Origin of the sequence: Streptomyces albiaxialis (assembly GCF_039530985.1) — a bacterium.
Classification (GTDB): domain Bacteria; phylum Actinomycetota; class Actinomycetes; order Streptomycetales; family Streptomycetaceae; genus Streptomyces; species Streptomyces albiaxialis.
This window is the reverse complement of sequence record NZ_BAAAPE010000005.1, coordinates 114299-134829: the sequence shown is the minus strand read 5'-3', so window position 1 is coordinate 134829 and position 20531 is coordinate 114299. Positions and strand designations below refer to the sequence as shown.

Here is a 20531-nt window from a genome sequence, read left to right as displayed (position 1 = left end):
CGCGCGGATGAGCACCCCACGGGCGAACCGGGCGAACGATGACGCGATCCGCAAATGGAACCGCATCCCGCGCGAGGCACTGGAAGCGATGGAGCCCCACGGCGACTTCGCCAAGCACCACCTGGTGAACCCGGAACTGCTGCGGCTGCTGGGCGACGTACGCGGACGCCGCGTCCTCGACGCCGGGTGCGGGCACGGCTACTTCAGCCGGATGCTCGCCGGCCGGGGCGCCGACGTCACGGGCGTCGAACCCACCGACACCATGCTCACCTACGCGCGCGAGAAGGAGGCGGCCGAGCCGCGCGGCATCACGTACGTCCAGGGCGACCTGTGCCGACTGCCGGACCTGGGCGGCCCGTTCGACGCCGTGGTGTGCAGCATGGTGCTGGCGGCCGTCCCCGACTGGAAGCCCGCGATGCGCGCCTGCGTGGAGGCGCTGCGCCCGGGCGGGCTGTTCGTCTTCTCCCTCAACCACCCGGCCTTCGAACAGTTGCTGTCGACGTGGCGCGCGCACGGCGACTACCGCCTCAGCCGCTATCTGGAGGAGTACGAGATCCCCCAGCCTCTCGCGTCCGACTTCCACCGCCCTCTCTCGGCGTACCTCAACGCGCTCGCGGACCTCGGCTGCCGCCTGCGCGCGCTCGCCGAGCCGGGGCTCGACCCGTCCGTCGCGCGTGAGGCCGCGCCCACCACCCCCGGCATCGAGTCCTACGTCCGCCTGCCCAACTTCCTGATCGTCTCCGCCGAACGGCCGTAGCGCCGCCGTAGCCCCTCCGCCGCGCGGCGGAGGAGGCTCCTCCGCGGGCGGGACGTCCGGCCGCGCCCACGGCTCCTACGGTGCTCGCATGTGGAGCGAACCAGGGCGCCAAGTGCGGTGGCCCGGCTGGACGATGGCGGCGCTGTTCCTCGGATACGGCCTCGGGAAGGCCGTCTTCGCGGCGCAGGGCAAGCTGGGCTTCCCGGGCGGCCCCGCGGTCCCCGCCGAGGAGTACGAGCGTTACGCCCGCGACATGATGGACGTGGCCACGGCGCAGTGGCTCGCCGCGTCCAACGGACTGCTGGGCGCCGCGCTCTTCCTCGCGACGGTGGCCGCCGCCGGGCGCCGGATCCCGCGCGTCCTGATGCTGGGCGCGCTCACGCTCGCCTCCGCCGGTGTCGGCGCGGGCATGGTGGTGCTGATCGCGGACGGCCTCGTCGGGTTCGGAGTGGGCTGGCGCTGGTACCACGGGCTTCTCGGCATCGCCGTACTGGCGCTCCTCGCGGCGGCGTTCCTGTCCTACGTACGGGCGACCCGGCGAGGGACGTCGCCCGCGCCCCGGCGGCGGTGGCGCGTGCGCGCCTGAGGCCTCAGGTCTCCGACCGTTCGGCCAGGCCCGTCCAGGGCGGGCCCGCGGCGGGCTCCTCCGCGCCGGCGTTGCGGGCGAGGCGGCGCAGGAGCGCGGCGAGCGTGCCGCGTTCGTCGTCGCTCAGGCCCTCGTTGAGCCGCCGGTCGACGAACAGGTGGCCGCCTGGGCGCGTGCCGAGCGCGAGGGGGACGCCGGGGCTCTGGACGGCCTGCTGCACCCCGACTTCCTCGCCGTCGGCCCGTACGGATTCCTGCTCCGCCGCGCTCAGTGGCTGGAGCGGTTCGGCCACGGACTGGCGTACACCGACTTCGAGTTCGCCCCGGACACGCCGACGCGGTACGGCGACGGGAGCGCCGTCGTCGTCGGCACCCAGACGCAGCGCGGCACCCAGAAGGGGCAGCCCGTCGAGGGCTCGTTCCGCGTGACCCTCGTGTTCACCGGCGGCCCCGAGTGACGGCTGCTCGCCACCCGACTGAGCCCCCGCACACCGCCCCGCCCTCGCCCTCGGCCGCTGGAAAGGAGCAGCGATGACCAGGAAATACGTGCGCCCGCCCTGGGCCGCGCGCGTCATCGGCGCCCGAATGGCACGCCTGTTCAAGCCGCAGGTCGTCAGCCTGCTCTCGGTGCCCGGGCGGTCGAGCGCGGAGTGGCGCTCCAACCCGGCCGCCGTCCTGCGGCACCAGGGCCACGAGTATCTGCTCTCGCGTACGGCGACACGGAGTGGTCGCGCAATCTGCGCGCCTCGGGCGAGGGCAGGCTCACCCGGCGGGGCCGGGTCGAGCGCTTCACGGCGGAGGAGGTCCCCGCCGAGCAATTGCCGTCGCTGGTCGAGGAGTATCTGCGCCAGTACGGCAAGCTGCCCTCGGTGTCCCGCACCTTCGCGGACCTCCCCGACCCCCACCGACCACCCCGCCTTCCGCATCACCGTGACAGACCACGAGGGAGCCCCGGAGGCCTGAGGGACCTCAGTTCCTGCGGGCCCAGGCGGTCATGCCGCGTTTGGTGACGGTCAGCGGGGTGGGGAGGCGCCGTGCGGCCAGGGGGGCGTCGTGTCCGGACAGGCCCCGGCCCCGTAGGTAGAGGGTGAGAGCGGCACGGTCGGGGAGGTGGACCGCGGGGCGGTCCCAGCGCTGGATCTCGACGTGTTCGAAGACGCGGGCGAGCTGGTCCGGGGCGTTCTCCGCGTCGAAGCTCGACGGCCGCCCCCAGCCGGGCAGGACGGACGCGAGTTCCGGGTCGTTGAACCGGCCGCTCGTACTGACCGCGAGCAGCCCGCCCGGCCGCAGCACCCGGCGGGCCTCCCGCAGCGCTGTCACGGGATCCGCCAGGTGGTAGAGCATCCACAGGGCCGCCGCGCCGTCGAACGTCCCGTCGGGGAAGGGCAGCCGACGGGCGTCCGCGAGGACCGCGGGGCGGGGAGCGGAGGCGAGGTGGCGGGCCGTGTCGGCCCCCACGGCGGCCACGCCCTCGGCCGCGAGGCATACGGCCAGGGTGCCGTTGCCGCCGCCGATGTCGATGACGGTGCGGCAGCCCTCGGCGGCCAGCCGCCGGGCGACCCCGGGGTGGACGTCGTCGAGCGCCGCGAAGCGCCGGGTGGCCTCCTGGTTCGCGGAGAAGCGTCCAGGATCGCTGTCGTAGTCGCCGGGGAGCGCCGTGCCCACGGGTGCCTCAGTTCGAGGCGCGGTCGAGCGGATTGACGGCGACCAGGTCCATGCGGCCGTTGCGGACGAAGGCGGGCCCCGTGGTGAGCGCGTCGGCGCGGGCTTCGGGGACGGCGGGGCGGCGCCGGGGCCCGGCGGGCAGTCCCGTCCGCTCGGGGGTGATCCTGGCTCGCCGCGAGGTGAGGAACTCGCGGACCTCTCGACGGTTGTCCACACCTCGACCGTACGACGCCCGGGGCCTCGCTTCCGGGCATCCGGCGGGCGTACGCGTTTCCGCGCGGAATCGGAGGAGACCCGTCCCTATTGTTCCCGATATGGAGGCATGCGAAATGGACGGGACAACGGGACAGAGGCTGGCGCGGACGGCGGGTGCCGTGTGCGTGCTCGCCGTGACGGTCGGCGGACTGCTCGCGGGCTGCGGGGACGAGGAGAAGAGCGGGGGCGACGACGCGTCGCCGTCCGCGTCCGCATCCGCGGGCGGCGGGAAGAAGGACAGCAGCCTCACCGAGGACCAGCGCGAGCGCAAGGCGCTGATCCCCAAGGCGAAGGTGACGTACGACAAGGCGCTGGCGGCGGCCACCAAGGCGGTCAAGGACAGCGAACCGGTCAAGGCCGAGCTCGACGCGGGGCCCGGCGGACGCGCGAGGTGGGAGACGGAGGTCGCCACCGAGGACGGCACGGCACACTCCGTGGCCGTCGACGCCGCTTCCGGCAAGGCCGCGAAGCCACGGGCCGAGGACGACGACGGCGACGACCGCAAGGAGCTGGCCTCCTGGCTCGGCAAGGCCAGGGTCTCGGCCGAGCAGGCGGCCCAGGTGGCGATCGGCGAGAAGAAGGGCACCGTCGCCGCGATCGAGCTGGACGACAACGACAGCGGCAAGGTGCTCTGGTCCGTGGACGTGGTCACGCCCAACGACTGGAACAAGACGACCTACGACATCGACGTCACCAACCGCAAGGTGCTGCGCGAGCACGTCGACCGCGACTGACAGGAGAGTCGCCTGGGCCTCAGCCCGGGGCCCGGGCCGGCGTCCGGTCGCGTCCGCCCACGTACGTCGCCACCACCTCGGTCTCCCCGATCCGCGACGCCGCGACATGCCGCGGGTCGTCGCCGAGGACGACCAGGTCGGCGAGCTTGCCCGGGGTGAGGCTGCCGAGGGTGTCCTCCCAGCGGCAGGCCCGCGCGCCCGCGACCGTGTACGCGTGCAGGGCCTGCTCTACGGTGATGCCCTCGTCCGGGCCGATGACCCGGCCCGAGGCGGAGGCGCGCTCGACCATGAACTGCACGGCCCGCAGCGGGGATCCGTCCGAGACGGGCCGGTCGGAGCTGCCGACGAGCGGGATACCGTGGTCCAGGAACGCCCTGCCCCGGTACATCCACGGGGCGCGCTCCTCGCCCATGACCGCCGCGTAGTCGTCGCCGAACGCGCGCAGGAAGTGGGGCTGGACGACCGCGGTGACGCCCAGCCGGGCGAAGCGCGCGAGCTGGTCGGGGCGGATCAGGCCCGCGTGCTCGATCCGGTGCCGGGCGTCGGCGCGCGGCCGCAGCCGCTGGGCCCGTTCGAGGGCGTCGAGCGCGACGTCGGCCGCGCGGTCGCCGATCGCGTGGACGGCGAGCTGCCATCCGGCGAGGTGGCCGTCCACGATGACGTCCGCGAGCGCCTCGGGGTCGTCCTGCAACTGCCCGGCGTGGTCCAGCCCTTCGTACGGGCGGGTCAGCGCGGCAGTACGGGCCATCATCCCGCCGTCCGTGTAGACCTTCAGGGCGCCCACGGAGAGCCACTCGTCGCCGAACCCGGTGCGCAGGCCCAGGTCGAGGGCGCGCGGAATGCCGTCGTCCGTGTGCGCGCCGACGGGGCGGAGCCGGTCGGCGGAGACCATGAGCTGCACCCGCAGGGGCAGCAGCCCGTCGTCGCGGGCGAGTTGGTAGGCGCTCAGCTCGACGGGGCTGTGGCCGAAGAGCGTGCCGCCGATGCCCGCCTCGGCGCAGGCGGTGACGCCCTCCGCCAGGCACGTACGCGCGGCGCGGCCGATCGCCGCGGCCAGCTCGCGCTGGGAGTACGGGAGGCGCAGGGCGCGGGCCGCGCCCATGGCGCCCTCGGCGAGGAAGCCGTTCTCGTGCGGGACGCCGGCGGGGAGCCGGTCCAGGACGGCGGTGTTGACGACGCAGCCGTGCCCCGAGTCGTGGAGCAGGAACACCTGGCGCCCGTGACTGACCCGGTCCAGCTCGGCGGCGGTCAGATGGCGGCCCAGGGCCCGCTGGTCGTATCCCGCGAGGCTCACCCAGCCGCCGGGCGCACCGTCCCGGGCGACGGCGTCCTGCACGGCCTCCTCGACGGCGGCGAGGACGTCGTCGATCCGGGTGCGGCCCGCGACGCTCGGGGTGCTCTCCTTGAACCCCGTCCAGGCCAGGTGCACATGGGCGTCGATGAACCCCGGCAGTACGGTCGCGCCCTGGAGGTCGATCACCTCGCGGGCCGGTACGGAGGTCGCGGCCTCGTCCAGGCCCGCGATCCGGCCCCGCCAGATGCCCAGGTCGTGGGCGACGGGGTGGTCCGGGTCCATGGTGAGGAACCGCGCGTTCGTGAGCCTCGTGCAGAGCGTCGGCGGCGTCAGCGCTCCGCCCTCACGCGTCCGTGGACTCGCGCAGGGAGCGCGGGCGCAGATCCGTCCAGCGGGACTCGACGAAGTCGAGGCACGCCTCCCGGGTGTTCTCGCCGAAGACGACCTCCCACCCCCCGGGCACCTCGGCGAAGGACGGCCAAAGGGAGTGCTGGCCCTCGTCGTTGACCAGGACCAGGAAGCGGCCTTCGGTGTCGTCGAACGGGTTGGTGCTCATGTGTTCCGTGCCTCCTCGGGACCGACGGGTCCGTGCCATGATGAAGTTAGGCTCACCTAACCATGACATCGCGGCGAGCCTAGCTGGCCGCTTCCCCTCTCACAAGGAGACGTTCATGCGCCCGGAGAGCGCCCTCGCCTCTGCCTCTGCCTCTGCCTCCGCTTCTGCCTTCGCCGGGTTCGGGCTGCCCACCACGCCCGGCACCGACGAGTTCTGGGCCGCGGCGGCCGAGGGCGGCACGCCCGTCACGGTGCCCGCCGACGACGGGAGCTGGAGGGCGCTCTTCCTGTGGCGCGGTCCCGCCTCCTCCGCCGACCGGGCCGACGTCGGCTTCGAGAGCGGGGCCGACCCCGTGCCGCTGCGCCGCTTCGGCGACACGGACTGCTGGTACGCCGAGGTGCGCCTGCCCGCGCGGATGCGGCTGACGTACCAGTTCCTCGTGGACGGCGCCGCGTACGCCGATCCGCTCAACCCCGTCGGCGCGGGCCCCGACCGGTCCCTCGCCGCCACCCCCGACGCCCCGCCCCAGCCGCACTGGCCGGTCGTCGGCCCCGACGACGTCCCGCCGCTCCCGCGCACCCGGATCCGCTGGTCCAGCGAGCGGCTCGGCGGGCGGCTCGGCGGGCGGCGCACGGTGCGCGTCCATCCCGTGGGCGGCGGGGGACCGGTGGTGCTGCTGCTCGACGGGGACGACTGGCTGTTCCTGCACCCGGCGGCGACCGCGTTCGACGCGGCGTTCACCGCCGGTGCGATGCCGCCCGCCACGCTCGTCTTCCTCCCGGCCAAGGACAGGGAGGCCGAGTTCGGATGCCGCCCCGAGCTGTGGGAGGCGGTCAGGGACGAACTGCTGCCGCTCGTCGCGGAGTCCGGCGTCCCGGCCGACCCGGATCCCGGCCGGCTCGTGGTCGCCGGGCAGAGCCTCGGCGGACTGAGCGCGCTGTACGCGGCGCTGGAGTTCCCGGGCCTGGTCTCCCGCGTCGCGTGCCAGTCGGCGTCGTTCTGGTGGACGCCCGGGGCCGTGGGCGCGCCGGACCCCCTGGGCGGCCCGCTCGGCGGCGCCCTCGCCGCGCGGCTGCGCGAACGCCCCGCGCTGCCGGGCCTGCGCGCCGCGTTCGACGTGGGGGAGCACGAGACACGGATGCTGCCGCACTGCGAGACGGTCGAGCGCCTCACCGAGGAGACGGGCGCGACCGTACGCGTGTCGCGCTCGGCCTCCGGCCACGACCGCGCGGGCTGGCGCCACGCGCTGCTTCGCGACGTCGCCTGGACGCTGGCCCCGGAGACCCGGCCGACGGTGAGGTGACCGGTGGTGGAGCGGGCGCCGTTCGTGCAGGATGATCCGCATGGTTTCGGTGCTGCAGAACATCGCGGTCGACTGCGGGAACGCCTATGAGCTGGCGCGCTTCTGGAGCGAAGTGACCGGACACCCGCTCGACCCGGAGGACGGGCCGGGCGATCCGGAGATCGACGTGCTGCTGCCCGAGGGCCCGTTGCTGCACTTCAACGAGGTGCCCGACCCGAAGACCGTCAAGAACCGGATCCACCTGTGCCTGCGCCCGACGACCACGCGCGAGGAGGAGGTCGAGCGGCTGCTGGGCATCGGGGCCACCCTCGTCGCCGACCGCCGGAATCCCGACGGCACCGGCTGGGCCGTCCTCGCCGACCCCGAGGGCAACGAATTCTGCGTCCTGCGCAGCGAGTCCGAGCGCACCGCGACCACAGGCCGAGCGGGGCCGGCGACCTCCGGCTGAGCCGCACCGAGCGGGACCGCCCCTCCCTCAGCGTGCCACCGCCAGGCAGTACGTCTCGTCCTGCGCGAGCAGATTGCGGTGGGTGTCCTCGGCCGTGACGACGCCGTCGTCGAGGACGAGGACGCGGTCGGCGGCGTCCAGCAGCGCGGGGCTGCTGGTGAGGACGAGGGTCGTGCGGCCCCGGCGCAGCGCGGCGACGTTGCGGGCGATGAGCTGCTCGGTCACCGCGTCGACGGCCGTCGTCGGATCGTGCAGCACGAGGACGTCGGGGTCCGCGGCGAGCGCCCGGGCCAGGGAGAGGCGCTGGCGCTGGCCCCCCGACAGGTTCGCGCCCCGGTCGTGGACGGCGTAGTCGAGCCCCTCGCGGTGGAGGGCCACCACGTCGGTCAGCATGGACGCCTCGACGGCCTCGGACACGGTACGGCTGGTGCCCGACGGGTCGATGTTCGAGCGGAGGGTGCCCTCGAAGATCTCCCCGTCGTACGGGTTCACCAGCAGCCGCGCGCGGACCGACTCGACCGACAGGTCCGCCAGTTCCTCCCCGCCGAGCCGCACCGTCCCCTCGTACGCCTGCGGCGGGACCCGCACCGCCAGCAGCGCGGCGAGGTCGGCCGCCGCGCGCGGCTGGTAGGAGGTGAGGGCCACGAACTCGCCCGCGGGCACCTGGAAGCGCAGCTTGCGCAGGGCCCCGTGGCGCACGGAGTCCACCTCCAGGCCCCCACCCCCGGCCGTACGCTCCGGGCCCGGCTCGGCCACCGGCGGCGCGGCCAGCACCAGCGCCATCCGCTCGGCCGAGGCCCGCGCGACCATCACGTACTTCGGCATCTCCGAGAACAGCTTCAGCGGCTCGATGATGAACTGCGCCAGGCCCACGGCCATCACCAGCTCACCGATCGTGATCCGGCCCTCGAACGCCAGCCACCCGGCGGTCAGCGTCACGGCGGCGGCGAGGATCGCGTTGAGGGCCAGCGCGGCGCCCGCGTACGCGCCGTTCACCCGGGCGACGGTGATCGCCTGGTGCTTCGCCTCGGTGCTGACGTCCCGGTACGAGCGGAACGCCGCGGCGTTGCCCCCGAAGCCGTGCAGCGGGCGCAGCCCGGTGATCAGGTCGGCGACCTTCGCGCCCGCGCGCGCCACGCGGGCCTGCTGCTCGTGGGTCGTGGAGCCGATCCGTTTCGAGAGGACGCTGAGGATCGACAGGATCGCGACGGTGCCCACGATCACCAGCAGGCCGAGCCGGAAGTCGGCCATGCCCAGCGCGACCGCCGCGACGAGCACCGCGACCAGCGAACTGATCAGCATCGGCACGACCTCGACGATGTCGGCGGTCTGGTCGGCGTCCTCGGTGGCTATGGTCAGCACCTCGCCGGACTTGAGGTCCACGTCCCGCGCCACCGGCTGGAGGCCGCACGCCGCGACCCGTACGCGCCAGCGGTGCGCCTCGGTCGTGTTGGCCTTCTGCAGGATCCGCATCCCGAACCGCCACGACAGCGACACCGTGGTGATGATCACGGCCAGCGCCGCGATCGACAGGCCCAGCGAGCCGAGGGTGCGGTCGTCCCGCATCGTGTGCTCGACGATCATGCCGAGCGCGATGGGGAAGGCGGTCTCGCCCGCCTGGTACAGGCCCATCAGGACCGTGCCGCCGAACATGGCGCCGAGGTTGCGCCGCAGCGCCGTGCGCAGGATGCCGCTCCCGGCGCGGGGCGGGCGGGTGTCGGGGACGGTGGCCTCAGGGAGGGGGGTCTCAGCAGTGGTCATCGAGATGGCGGGCAATCGCTTCCGGGGTTCGCAGGGTGAACAGATCGCGGATCGTGACCACGGGACCGTACTCCCGGCGGAGCAGCCCGACCAGCCGTACCGCCAGCATCGAGTGTCCCCCGAGGGACACGAAGTCGCCCACCGCGCTCACCTCGTCATCATCCAGGTCCAGGGCCTCCGCGAAGAACTCGCACACCACCGTCTCGGTCTCCGTCTCCGGCCCGCGCTGCCCCGCCGTGCTCAGCGCGCCCAGCGGCTTGGCCTCCGGCAGGGCCCTGGTGTCGGCCTTCCCGTTGACCGTGAGCGGGATCGTGTCGACCCGGGCGTAGTGCGTGGGGCGCAGGAAGTCCGGCAGCCCCGCGCCGGCCTCGGCGGCGACCGTCGCCAGCTCCGCGCCGTCCTCCAGCACGAGGTAGGCGGCCAGCCGGTAGCCACCGTCGACCTGGGGGTCGGACTGGGCGACGGCGGCGGCGAACCGGACCGCCGGGTGCGCGGCGAACGCGGCCTCCACCTCGCCCGGCTCGACCCGGTGCCCGCGGATCTTGACCTGCTGGTCGGTGCGGCCCAGGTACGCCAGGTTCCCGTCGGGCCGCCGCAGCACCAGGTCCCCGGTGCGGTACATGCGCTCGCCGGGCGCGCCGAACGGGCAGGCGACGAAGCGGTGCGCGGTCTGCGCGGGCTGCCCCAGATAGCCGCGGGCGATGCCGACGCCCGCCACGTACAGCTCGCCGGGCACGCCGTCGGGCACAGGGCGCAGCCAGGGGTCCAGGACGTACACGTCGGTGTTGTCGATGGCGACGCCCACCACCGGGTCCTCGCACTCGAAGGTGCCGACGCCGAGGGTGTTGATCGTGTACTCGGTGGGCCCGTACAGGTTGTAGCCGACCGTCCCCTCCGTCTCCGCGAGCCGCCGCCACAGGGCCGGGGTGACGGCCTCGCCGCCCAGCAGGACCAGCGGGGGCCGCCGCGCCGGGTCGTCGAGCAGGCCCTCGGCGACGAGCTGCTGCGCGTAGGTCGGGGTCACGTTGATCACGTCGACGGAGTGCTCCAGGCAGTAGGCGACCAGCCGGGGCGCGTCGCGGCGCAGCTCCTCGTCGCAGATGTGCACCTCGTGCCCGTCGGCGAGCCAGAGCAGCTCCTCCCACGACATGTCGAAGGCGAACGAGACGGTGTGTGCGATCCGGAAGACCCGGTGGCCGTGTTCGGCCAGCACCGGCTCGAAGATCCGCCGCTGGTGGTTGACCAGCATGTTGGTGAGCCCGGCGTACTCGGTCGTCACGCCCTTCGGCTTCCCGGTCGACCCGGAGGTGTAGATCGTGTACGCGGGGTGCCGCAGCCGCGCGGGGTCGCCGGGCGCGAACGTACGGTACGGCTCGGCCTCCGGCAACGGCCGGTCCAGCTCGATCAGTTCGCAGGCCCCCGCGGGCCCGCCCGCCATCCGGGGCGCGACCTCGCTCACGGTGAGGATCACCTCCGGGCGGGCGTCGGCGACGATCGCCGCGATCCGCTCGTCCGGGTGGTCCAGCTCCAGCGGCACGTACGCGGCGCCGACGCGCAGCACCGCGAACAGCGCCACGATCGAGTCGAGGGAGCGCGGGACCGCCAGGCCCACCGTCGTCTCGGGGCCGATGCCCCGCGCCGCCAGCACACCGGCCACCGCGCGGCTGCGGTCCCGCAGCCCGGCGAAGGTCAGGGACGCGCCCTCGGCGACGAGCGCGACCCGCTCGGGGGCGCGGTCGGCCGCCACGTCGAAGCGGTCCACGACGGTGTCCGTGCCGATGTCCGTACGGGCCTGGGCCTCCGGGGACGGCAGCGGGACCGGCAGCGTGCCCACCGGCCCGTCCGCGCGGGCCACCTCGTCGAGCACCCGCAGGTAGCCGTCGAGGAGGGCGCGGGCGCCCGCCGTGTCGCCGTCGCGGTGCTCCAGCTTGACCGTGAGCCGCTCGCCGGGCGTGACGACCCAGGTGAACGGATAGTGCGTGGAGTCGTCGGCCTCGACCGAGGTGATGCCGTGCCGCGCGTTCATCGCGGCGAACGCGTCCATGTCCAGGAAGTTCTGGAGGACGAACAGGTTGTCGAAGAGCGTGTCGTGCCCGCCGGCCCGCTGGATCTCGCCGAGCCCCAGGTGCTCGTGCTCCATCGCCGCGACCCGCGACTCCTGCACGGTCTCCAGATACCGGCGGACCGTGTCGCCGGGCCGGGCCCTCGTCCACATCGGCACCGTGTTGAGCAGCACGCCGACGACCTCGTCCAGCCCCTCGCCCTCGCGCCCCGACACCGTCACGCCGAACACGGCGTCGCCGCGCCCCGTACGGGCGCCGAGGAGGAGGCCGAACGCGCCGGTCAGCACCGAGTTCAGGGTCACGCCGTGCGCCCTGGCGGCCTCGCGCAGCCGCTCGGACCGCTCGGCGGAGAGCGTGTGCACGAGCGTGCCCGGCGCGCCGTCCGTGAGGGTCGGCGCCGGTCCGGCCAGCAGCGTCGGGCCCGGCAGCCCGGCCAGGTGCTTCGCCCAGAACCGTTCTGCGGGCGCGGGGTCCTTCGCGGCGAGCCGCCGCGCGTGCTCCTCGAAGCCCGGCGTGGCCGGGACCGCCTCCAGCGGCCCGCCCGCGACCACGGCCTCGTACGCGGCGAACAGGTCCCGCAGCACGATCTCGCGCGACCAGCCGTCCCACAGCAGCAGGTGGTAGCTGAGCAGCAGCCCGTCCCTGCCGCCCGGCAGCCGCACCACCGTCAGCCGCACCAGCGGCGGTTCGGCCGGGTCGAACCCCGCCTCGCGGTCCCGGTCCCGGAGGGCCTCGACGTCCGCGTCCGCCACGGCTTCGACCGTACGGACGGCGATCCGCCGCTCTCCGCCGAGGGCCTGCACCGGGTCGCCGCCGTCGTCCGTGGCGAAGCCCGCGCCGACGACGGGGTGGCGCGCGACGACGTACGCCATCGCCTCGGACAGCGCGTCCGGGTCCAGCCGCCGGTCGAAGGTGAACCAGCTCTGCGCGACGTACGGCGCGGAATCGCCCGCCAACTGGGCCTGGAAGTACAGGCCCCGCTGGAGCGGGGTGACCGGCGCGGTGCGCTCGGCGGCCGTCGCGGCGTGCGCGATCCGCTCCAGCGCGTCGTACCAGCGCCCCGGCAGCGCGTCCGGGACGCCGTCGGAGAGGGTGAAGTCCGCGTGCAGGCGGCCGGTGGTCTCGTCGGTCCACGCGTTGACCTCGACCGCGTACGGGCTGCCCTGCTCGCCCCCGGTGACGCGCGGCACCTCCGACTCGCCGCCCCGGCCCAGGTAGTTGAAGAGCACCTGGGGCCGGGGGAGGGCGGCCAGCAGCGGGGCCGTCTGCGGGCCGAGATGGCGCAGCCGCCCGTACGCGAGGTGCGCGCACTCGTCCGGCTGCCGCTGAGCGACCTCGCGGGCCGCCGCGACGGGATCGGTGCGCGGCGTGAGCCGTACGGGCGCGATGGAGGTGAACCAGCCGACCGTACGCGTGTAGTCGTGGTGTTCCTCGACCGGGAACCGGCCGTGCCGCTCCAGTTCGACGGCGAGGTCGGTGGGGGAGGACTGGACGCGGGTGAGGGCGGCGCGCAGCGCGCCGCACAGCAGCTCGGTCAGGCCGACGAGCAGCGCGGCGGGCGCGGCACGGGTGACCGTGTCGCTGAGACCGGCCGGGAGCACGACGGCGGCCTCGCGCCGCCCGGCGGCCCCGGACGGCCCGGCGGCCTCGGGCAGCAGCGGGGGCGCCTGGAGCGTGGTGATCCAGTGCCCGAGCCCGTCGTCGCCCGCCCGGACCGGCCGGAGCGCCAGTGCCTCGGCGTACTCCGCGTAGGACGTGGTGGGCGGGGCCAGGGCCTCGCCGCGCAGCGCCGTGGCGAGGTCGTCCAGCAGCACCAGCCAGGACACCGCGTCGACGGCGAGATGGTGCGCGGTGACGACCAGCGTCCGGCTCTCCTCCAGCCACGAGAACGCGACGACGTCGCCGGACTCGGGATCGAGCCGCCTGGCGGCCTCGTTCGCGGCGGCCGTCGCGTCGGCGGCGTCCGACCGTACGACCGTGACCTCGCGGGCCGGTTCGGTGCGCAGCGCCCACACGCCGTGCTCGACGCGCAGCCGCAGCCGCAGCACGGGGTGCGCCGCCACGACCGTCTCCGCCGCGCGCCGGACCTCGGCGAGCCCGGCGCCGTCCGGGACCGCGAGCGTCCGGGCCTGCGCGAACCGGTCGAGCGAGCCGCCCAGTTCGCGCTGGCGCAGGATGATCGGTGTCGGCGGCAGCGGGCCGTCAGCGCGGCGGCGTACGGGCGCGGACGGCGCGGCCTGCGCGGCACCCGCCGCCAGGTTCCCGGCCAGTGCGCGCGGCGTCCGGTGCAGGAACACCTCGCGCGGCGAGACCTCCAGCCCGCATGCCCGGGCCCGGTTGACCACGGTGATGGCGACGATGCTGTCGCCCCCGGCCCGGAAGAAGTCGGTGTCGGCGTCGACGGCGGCGCCGGGCAGCGCCTCCGCGAAGATGCCGACCAGCTCGGCGAGCGCGGAGGGAGGCTCGGGCGCGTCCGCCCGTGGTTCGTCCGTGGACGCGGCGCTCTCCGTCAGGGCCGCGCGGTCCAGCTTCCCGTTGACCGTCAGCGGCAGCGCGCCGACCGCCAGCACCCGTCCCGGCACCATGTGCGGCGGCAGCTTCGCGGCGAGCGGGCCGGTGACGTCGTCGGGCGTACGGCCCACGACGTGCGCCACCAGATGGTCGCCGCTGTCCGCCACGGTCACGGCCGCGTCGACCACGCCGTCGAGTTCCCGCAGCGCCGACTCGACCTCGCCCAGCTCGATGCGGAACCCCTTGAGCTGCACCTGGTCGTCGGCGCGGCCCACGAACCGCAGTTCGCCGTCGAGGGTGCGGCGGGCGAGGTCGCCCGTGTGGTACATCCGGGAGCCGTCGCCCGCGAACGGGTTCGCCACGAACCGGCTCGCGGTCAGCCCCGGCTTGCCGAGATAGCCGAGCGCCACCTGGTCGCCCGCGACGTAGATGGCGCCGACCCTGCCCGGCGGGACGGGGCGGAGACGGTCGTCCAGCAGGTGGGCGACGAGGCCGGGGATCGGCCCGCCGATCGGACTGGCACTGATTCCGGCACCGGCTCCGACTTCGGCTCCGGCACCGTCGTCGAAGTCCTCGTCGGTCAGCACCCGGTGGGTGACATGGACGGTGGTCTCGGTGATCCCGTACATGTTCACCAGCTCGGGCGTCCCGGTGCCGTGCCGCTCGACCCAGCCGCGCAGCCGCCCGAGGTCGAGGGCCTCGCCGCCGAAGACGACCCGGCGCAGCGCGGGGAGCGGCTCGCCGGTGTGCCGGTCGGCCTCGGCGAACTGGTAGAAGGCCGACGGCGTCTGGTTGAGGACGGTCACGCCGCGCTCGCGAACCAGCCGGTGGAAGTCGAGCGGGGAGCGGGTCAGCGCGTGCTCGGGCACCAGCAGCTCGCCCCCGTGTGTGAGCGCGCCCCACAGCTCCCAGACCGCGAAGTCGAACGAGGCCGAGTGGAACTGCACCCACACGTCGTCGGGGCCGAAGCCCATGTCGGCCCGGGTGTGCGCGAGCAGTGCGACGACGGCGGAGTGCGGCACGACGACGCCCTTGGGGCTGCCCGTCGACCCGGAGGTGTAGATCACGTACGCGGGGTCGTGCGGGTCCGGCGCGGTGACGTTCCCGGACACGGTCCCGGGGGCGGCCCCGCCCGTGTCCGCGGGCGGTTCGTCGCCCTGCACGAGCAGCCGGGCCCGTACGCCCGTCCGCGCCAGCAGTTCGGCGAACCGGTCACGGTGCTCGCGGTCGACGAGGACGGCCTGCGGGGCCGCGTCGGTGAGGACGTACTCCAGCCGCTCGTCCGGATACGCGAGGTCCAGCGGCACGTACGCGCCGCCCGCCCCGGCGCAGGCGACCAGCGCGACGACCTGCTCCAGGGAGCGCGGCAGGGCCACCGCGACCCGGCTGCCGGGGCCGATGCCCGCGGCGCGCAGCGACGAGGCCAGGGCGTCCTTCGCGTCCCCGAGTTCGCCGTACGTCAGCGAGCGGGTGGCGCCGTCGAGCGCGCACTGGGTGACGGCGGTGGCGGCGGGATCGCGCCGCGCGGCCGTGTCGAAGAGCGCGCCCAGCGTCGTCGGCTCCTCCCGCGCGGGGAGCCGCTCGTCCCCGGGCGCCGGTTCGCCGACCCGCGCCCCGGGCCGGGTGAGCAGCCCGGCGAGGGTCCGCGTGAACGTACGCAGGATGTGCCGGGCGCTCGCCTCGCGCAGCAGCGCGCCGTCGTGGATCAGGTTGAAGCGCGGGCCGCCGTCGGGCGTGCGCTCGACGACCAGCGTGAGCGGATAGTGCGGGGCGCCCTCGTTGACGACGTCGGAGATGACGAGGGTGTCGCCGGGGCGGCGCAGCGCGACCACGTCGGTGGCGACGTCGAAGACCACGAGCGTGTCGAAGAGCGGGCCCGCGCCCGCCTGCCGGCTCGTCCGCGCCAGCGAGACGTGCTGGTGCGGCTGGACGGCGCCCTGGTGCTCCCGGACGGCGGTGAGGAGGTCGCGGGCCGTGGTGGTGCCGGTCCAACGGGCGCGCACGGGGATCGTGTTGATGAACAGGCCCACCATGTCCGCGATGCCGGGCACGTCGGCGTCGCGGCCGGAGACCGTGGAGCCGAAGACCACGTCGTCGCTGTGCAGGATGCCGCCCAGCGTCACCGCCCAGGCGCTGTGCACGGCGACGCTCAGCGGCACTCCGGCCGAGGAGGCGGCGGCGTCGATGTCGAGCGGCGGCACCACGGCGGTCTCGGCGAACCGGTCCGAGGGCGTGTGGCCCTCGGCGACGAGCGAGGGACCCGGCAGCCCGGCGAGCTGCTCGCCCCAGACCCGGTCGCTCTCCTCCTCGTCGCGCCCGGCGAGCCGGCGGACGTAGTCAGCGAAGCCGCCGAGGGGATGCACGGTGCCCGGCGCGTGGTACTCGGCGAGCAGGGCGCGGAGCATCGGCGGCACCGACCAGCCGTCGGCGATGAGGTGGTGCACGGTCTGCACCAGCACGTTCCGGCCCGGGCCCGCCTGGACCAGGGTGCAGCGCATCAGCGGCCCGGCGGCCAGGTCGAACCCGGCGCGGCGGTCCCGCTCGGCGAGGTCCCGGATCTCCTCGTCGGAGATGCCGGGGCTCTCCAGGACGGTGAACGGGGCCTCCACGCCGCTCTCCAGCACCGAGACGACCCGCCCGTCGGCGAGCGGGACGAACCGCGCGGCCAGGTTCGGGAAGAGGGAGAGCAGCCGGGTGGCCGCCGCCGCGAGCCGGTCGGTGTCCACCTCGCCTTCGAGGGTCAGGAGCTGCTGCTCGACGTAGCTCCCCGCCGAGTCCTCGTCGTAGACCGAGTGGAAGTAGAGGCCCTCCTGGAGCGGGGTCAGCGGCAGGATGTCGCGCAGCGCCGGGCCGTCCAGGGCGTCCACGTCGGCCTGCGTGAGCGGAACCGGGGCGAAGTCGCTGGGGGAGTGGCCGCCCTGGTCGAGGTCGGCGAGGCCGTGCAGCGCGTCCTGGAAATAGCCCGCGAGGGCGGTGATGTCCGCGTCGTGGAAGACGCCCTCGGGCCAGGACACGGCGGTGGTCAGCTCGTGTCCGCCGCCCGGTGACGGCTCGGCGATGGCGTTGAACTCCAGGGCGCGCGGCAGCCGCATCGCCGGGTCGCGCCGCTCGCCGAGCTGCCCGGTGGGGCCCGCGAGCTGCCAGTCCTCGGCGGAGCCCGAGTCGAAGCGGCCCAGGTAGTTGAAGAGGACCTGCGGCGCGGGCGCGTCGAACGCGGTGCCGTGCAGATGGCGCAGCACGCCGTACGCGAGGCCGTTGCCCGGCACGCGGGCGAGGTCCTCCTTGACGGCCTTGAGCGCGGCGGCCAGGTAGCCCGGCGCGGTGAAGCCGGCGGCGGATCCGGAACGGTCCGCGTGCCCCGGCTGTCCGGGCTGTCCTGGGCGCCCCGGCTGTCCCGGCTGTCCCGGCTGTCCCGGCTGTCCCGGGTCCACGGTCACCGGGAACAGCGTCGTGAACCAGCCGACGGTGCGCGAGAGATCCGGCTCCGCTCCGGCCGTCGCCGCCACATGGCGGCCCTCGCGCCCGTGCCCCTCCAGCTCGATGTGCGCGAACGTCTGGTCCTGGCCGAGGTCGCGGCGCCACCGGGCGAGGGCGACGGCGAGCGCGGTCAGCAGCACGTCGTTGACGCCCGCGTGGAACCGGGCGGGGACCTCGCCCAGCAGCGCGGCGGTGGTCCGGGGGCCGACGGTGACGGTGCGTATCCGCTCCCGCGCGACCGTGTCGTCGCCGGTGAGCGCGCGCCTGCCCACCGGCAGGTCCGTCCCCGGCAGGGGCTCCTGGAAGAAGGCCCGCTCCGCGTCGAACGCGGTGCCCTCCAGCAGTTGGGTCCAGCGGCGGAACGACGTACGCACCGGGGGCAGTTCGACCGGCTCGCCCGCGGCGTACTGGCGCCAGGCCGTGGCCAGGTCCTCCATCAGGACCCGCCAGGAGACGCCGTCGATGACCACATGGTGGGCGACGAGGACCAGTTGGCGCTCCGCGCGGCGCCAGACGGCGCGCAGCATCGCGCCGCTCTCCGGGTCGAGCGCGGCGGTGGCCCGCGCCACGCACGCGTCGAGCGGCAGGTCGCTCTCCTGCCATCCCGTGGCGGCGGGACCCGCCTCCGCCGGGATGTCGAAGCTCCAGCGCTCGCCGCACACCAGCCGGGCGCGCAGCATCGGGTGGTGGTCGGCGAGCGCGCCGAGGAGCGTGCCGAGCGCCTCCGGGGTCAGCGCCCCGGGGGTGTTGAGCACCACCGACTGCGTGAAGCCGTCGATCGCGCCGGTGGTCTCGCCGAGCCACTGGACGATGGGCGAGCCCGTGACGGGCCCGTCCGCCACGTCGGCGTGGTCGACCGGGGCGGCGTCCTCCCGGCTCGCGACGGCCGCCAGCGCGCCGATGCCGCTGTGGGTGAAGATCTGCCGGACGGTGACATGGAGGCCCGCCTCGCGCAGCGCGCTCAGCAGCGAGATGGTCAGCAGGCTGTCCCCGCCGAGCCGGAAGAAGTCCTGGTCGACGCCGACCTCGTCGAGCCCCAGCACCGAGGCGACCGCCGCGCACACCACGCGCTCGTTGTCGGTTGAGGGCGGGACGACGGAGCCCGTACGGATCACGGGCTCGGGCAGCGCGCGCCGGTCGAGCTTGCCGTTCGCGGTGAGCGGGAACTCCTCCATCACCACGACGTGCGCGGGCACCATGTGCTCCACCATGTGCGCGGCGGCCCACTCGGTGACCTCCTCGGCCCGCAGGTCCTCCCTGCCGGACACCGGGATCACATAGCCCACGAGCGAGGTGCTGCCCGCCGGGCTCTTCCGCGCGACGACGCACGTGTGCCGTACGGCGGGGTGCTCGGCGAGGCCCGCCTCGACGTCCTCGATCTCCAGCCGCATGCCCCGGATCTTGATCTGGTTGTCGGCGCGGCCGAGGAAGTCCAGCGAGCCGTCGGGGGCGAACCGCGCGAGGTCACCGGTCCGGTAGAGCCGGGAGCCGTCCGAGGCGAAAGGGTTCGCCACGAAGCGGGAGGCGGTCAGGCCCGGCGCGCCGACGTAGCCGCGGCCGAGGAGGAACCCGCCCGCGTACAGCTCGCCGCCGACCCCGACCGGCACCGGGCGCAGCTCGTCGTCCAGCACGTACAGCGAGGTGTTGGGGTTGGCCTTGCCGATGGACGTCGAGAGGCGCTCGGCCTCGCCCCGGTAGATGACGTGGGAGACGCCGATCGTCGTCTCGGCCGGGCCGTACCCGTGGTACAGCGGGATGTCGAGCTGCGTGCGGAACCGTTCGTACAGCTCCGGGGTGAGCACCTCGCCGCCGCACCACACATGGCGCAGGCTGCTCAGCCGCCCGGAGCCGGCCGCGATCTCCAGCAGCACGTCCAGCATGGACGAGACGAGATACGTGAAGGTGACGCGCTGCTCGGCGATCACGCCCAGCAGGTGGTGCGGGTCGCGCTCGCCGCCGGGCCGCAGGACCACGACCCGGCCGCCGCACACCAGCGGCAGGAAGATCTCGTTGATGGAGATGTCGAAGGACAGCGGCGCCTTGAACAGGGACGCGTCGTCGTGGCCGAAGCCCAGGATCTCCCGCGACTGCCACAGCAGCCGTTCGCTGATCGCCTCGTGCCGGATCATCGCGCCCTTGGGCCGCCCGCTCGACCCGGACGTGAAGATGACGTACGCCAGCGCGTCGCCCGGCAGCGCGACCCCGGGCGCCTCGACGGGCAGCGCGCCGAACGCCCAGTCGTCGAGGTCGACGGGGACGGCGGGCGGCTCGCCCGGCGGCCGCGTGCCCGTACCGTTGAGCTGGGCGACGACGCGGGCGTCGTCGATGACGACGGCGCGGCGCTCGGCGGGCCACTGCGGGTCGAGCGGGACGAACGCGCCTCCGGCCTGGAGCACGCCGAGCAGCCCGACGACCATCTCGGCGGAGCGGCCCAGGGATATCCCCACGGTCTGCTCGGCGCCGAGCCCGCGCTCGCGCAGATGGTGCGCCAACTGCGCCGACAGCTCGGCCGCCTGACGATAGGTCAGCGAGCGGTGCTCGTCGACGATCGCGACGGCGTCCGGCCTGGCCCTGACCTGCTCGTGGAACAGCTCGACGAGGGTGGGGCGTTCACGGTCGGCCCGGGTGTCGTTCCACCGCGCCAGCTCCTCGATCCGCGCGGCCACGCTGGAGGGCGCGATGGTGCCGAGCGGGCGGTCGGGGAAGTCGGCCAGGTCGTCGAGAGCGAGCTGCGCTTCGGCCGGATCGACGCCCTCGGGGACGGCGATGCTCCAGCCCTCCGCCGCGCCCGGGCCGAAGCCGTCCGCCCCGCCCGTGCCCCCGGCGTCCGCCCCGCCCGTGCCCCCGGCGTCCGCCTCGTCCGGGCCGACGACGTCCCACCCGGCGGGCCCCGGCCCGCCGTTGTCGGCCCAGCCCAGGACGTCGGGGAAGGGGGTGTCGGGGGAGAGGGCGATGCCCTCGGGGCTGCGGCCCGTCGCCCAGTACGCCAGTCCGATGGCGCACGCCGTGGCGATGGTCCGGTCGGGATAGTCGCCGATCCGCCGGCGCACGCCGGTCAGACGGTGGCGAGACAGCAGGGCGAGACGGGGGCGTTCCATCATCGAAGACTCAGCGTCCCTTCC

11 protein-coding genes and 1 pseudogene are annotated in these 20531 nt (G+C 74.7%); 6 read left to right on the top strand and 6 right to left on the bottom strand.

What is annotated here, in order from left to right; genetic code table 11:
- Positions 1 to 7 precede the first annotated feature (7 nt).
- From ABD343_RS08665 to ABD343_RS08655, 3 genes are all read left to right on the top strand, one after another.
- The gene (locus tag ABD343_RS08665; protein WP_344525819.1) at positions 8 to 757 is read left to right on the top strand and encodes a class I SAM-dependent methyltransferase; all 750 of its coding nucleotides are present in this window, start codon (positions 8 to 10) and stop codon (positions 755 to 757) included.
- An 88-nt stretch (positions 758 to 845) separates the two neighbouring features.
- A complete protein-coding gene (locus tag ABD343_RS08660; protein ID WP_344525817.1) occupies positions 846 to 1343 on the top strand; it encodes a hypothetical protein in 498 nt (165 codons plus the stop codon).
- 157 nt (positions 1344 to 1500) lie between these two features.
- Positions 1501 to 1800: a nuclear transport factor 2 family protein gene (locus ABD343_RS08655; protein ID WP_344525815.1), complete on the top strand. Its 300-nt coding sequence runs from the start codon at positions 1501 to 1503 to the stop codon at positions 1798 to 1800.
- 511 nt (positions 1801 to 2311) lie between these two features.
- Here the strand turns inward: ABD343_RS08655 and ABD343_RS08650 are convergent.
- Entirely contained in the window at positions 2312 to 3007 is a 696-nt protein-coding gene (locus ABD343_RS08650) for a class I SAM-dependent methyltransferase (RefSeq protein WP_344525813.1), read from the bottom strand.
- 16 nt (positions 3008 to 3023) lie between these two features.
- Positions 3024 to 3221, bottom strand: a pseudogene (locus tag ABD343_RS08645) (transcriptional regulator); the annotation flags it as partial.
- Positions 3222 to 3336: 115 nt separating this feature from the next.
- Between ABD343_RS08645 and ABD343_RS08640 the strand changes: the two are divergent.
- Entirely contained in the window at positions 3337 to 3996 is a 660-nt protein-coding gene (locus ABD343_RS08640; RefSeq protein WP_344525811.1) for a PepSY domain-containing protein, read from the top strand.
- Between the two features lie 19 nt (positions 3997 to 4015).
- Here ABD343_RS08640 and ABD343_RS08635 read toward each other — a convergent pair whose 3' ends face one another.
- Positions 4016 to 5572: an amidohydrolase gene (locus ABD343_RS08635; protein WP_344525809.1), complete on the bottom strand. Its 1557-nt coding sequence runs from the start codon at positions 5570 to 5572 to the stop codon at positions 4016 to 4018.
- Between the two features lie 61 nt (positions 5573 to 5633).
- Complete coding sequence (locus ABD343_RS08630) at positions 5634 to 5846, bottom strand: MbtH family protein (RefSeq protein ID WP_344525807.1); 213 nt, start codon at positions 5844 to 5846, stop codon at positions 5634 to 5636.
- A gap of 115 nt (positions 5847 to 5961) precedes the next feature.
- Here ABD343_RS08630 and ABD343_RS08625 point away from each other — a divergent pair, with 115 nt between their 5' ends.
- On the top strand, positions 5962 to 7149 hold the full coding sequence (locus ABD343_RS08625; RefSeq protein ID WP_344525805.1) for an alpha/beta hydrolase-fold protein: 1188 nt from the start codon (positions 5962 to 5964) through the stop codon (positions 7147 to 7149).
- A 40-nt stretch (positions 7150 to 7189) separates the two neighbouring features.
- Positions 7190 to 7597 (top strand): VOC family protein, encoded by a 408-nt coding sequence (locus tag ABD343_RS08620; protein ID WP_344525803.1) that lies wholly within the window; start codon positions 7190 to 7192, stop codon positions 7595 to 7597.
- A 27-nt stretch (positions 7598 to 7624) separates the two neighbouring features.
- Here ABD343_RS08620 and ABD343_RS08615 read toward each other — a convergent pair whose 3' ends face one another.
- A complete protein-coding gene (locus tag ABD343_RS08615) occupies positions 7625 to 9358 on the bottom strand; it encodes an ABC transporter ATP-binding protein (RefSeq protein WP_344525801.1) in 1734 nt (577 codons plus the stop codon).
- Positions 9345 to 20510: a non-ribosomal peptide synthetase gene (locus ABD343_RS08610; protein WP_344525800.1), complete on the bottom strand. Its 11166-nt coding sequence runs from the start codon at positions 20508 to 20510 to the stop codon at positions 9345 to 9347. Before ABD343_RS08610 ends, ABD343_RS08615 begins: the two co-directional genes overlap by 14 nt.
- Between the last annotated feature and the right edge of the window lie 21 nt (positions 20511 to 20531).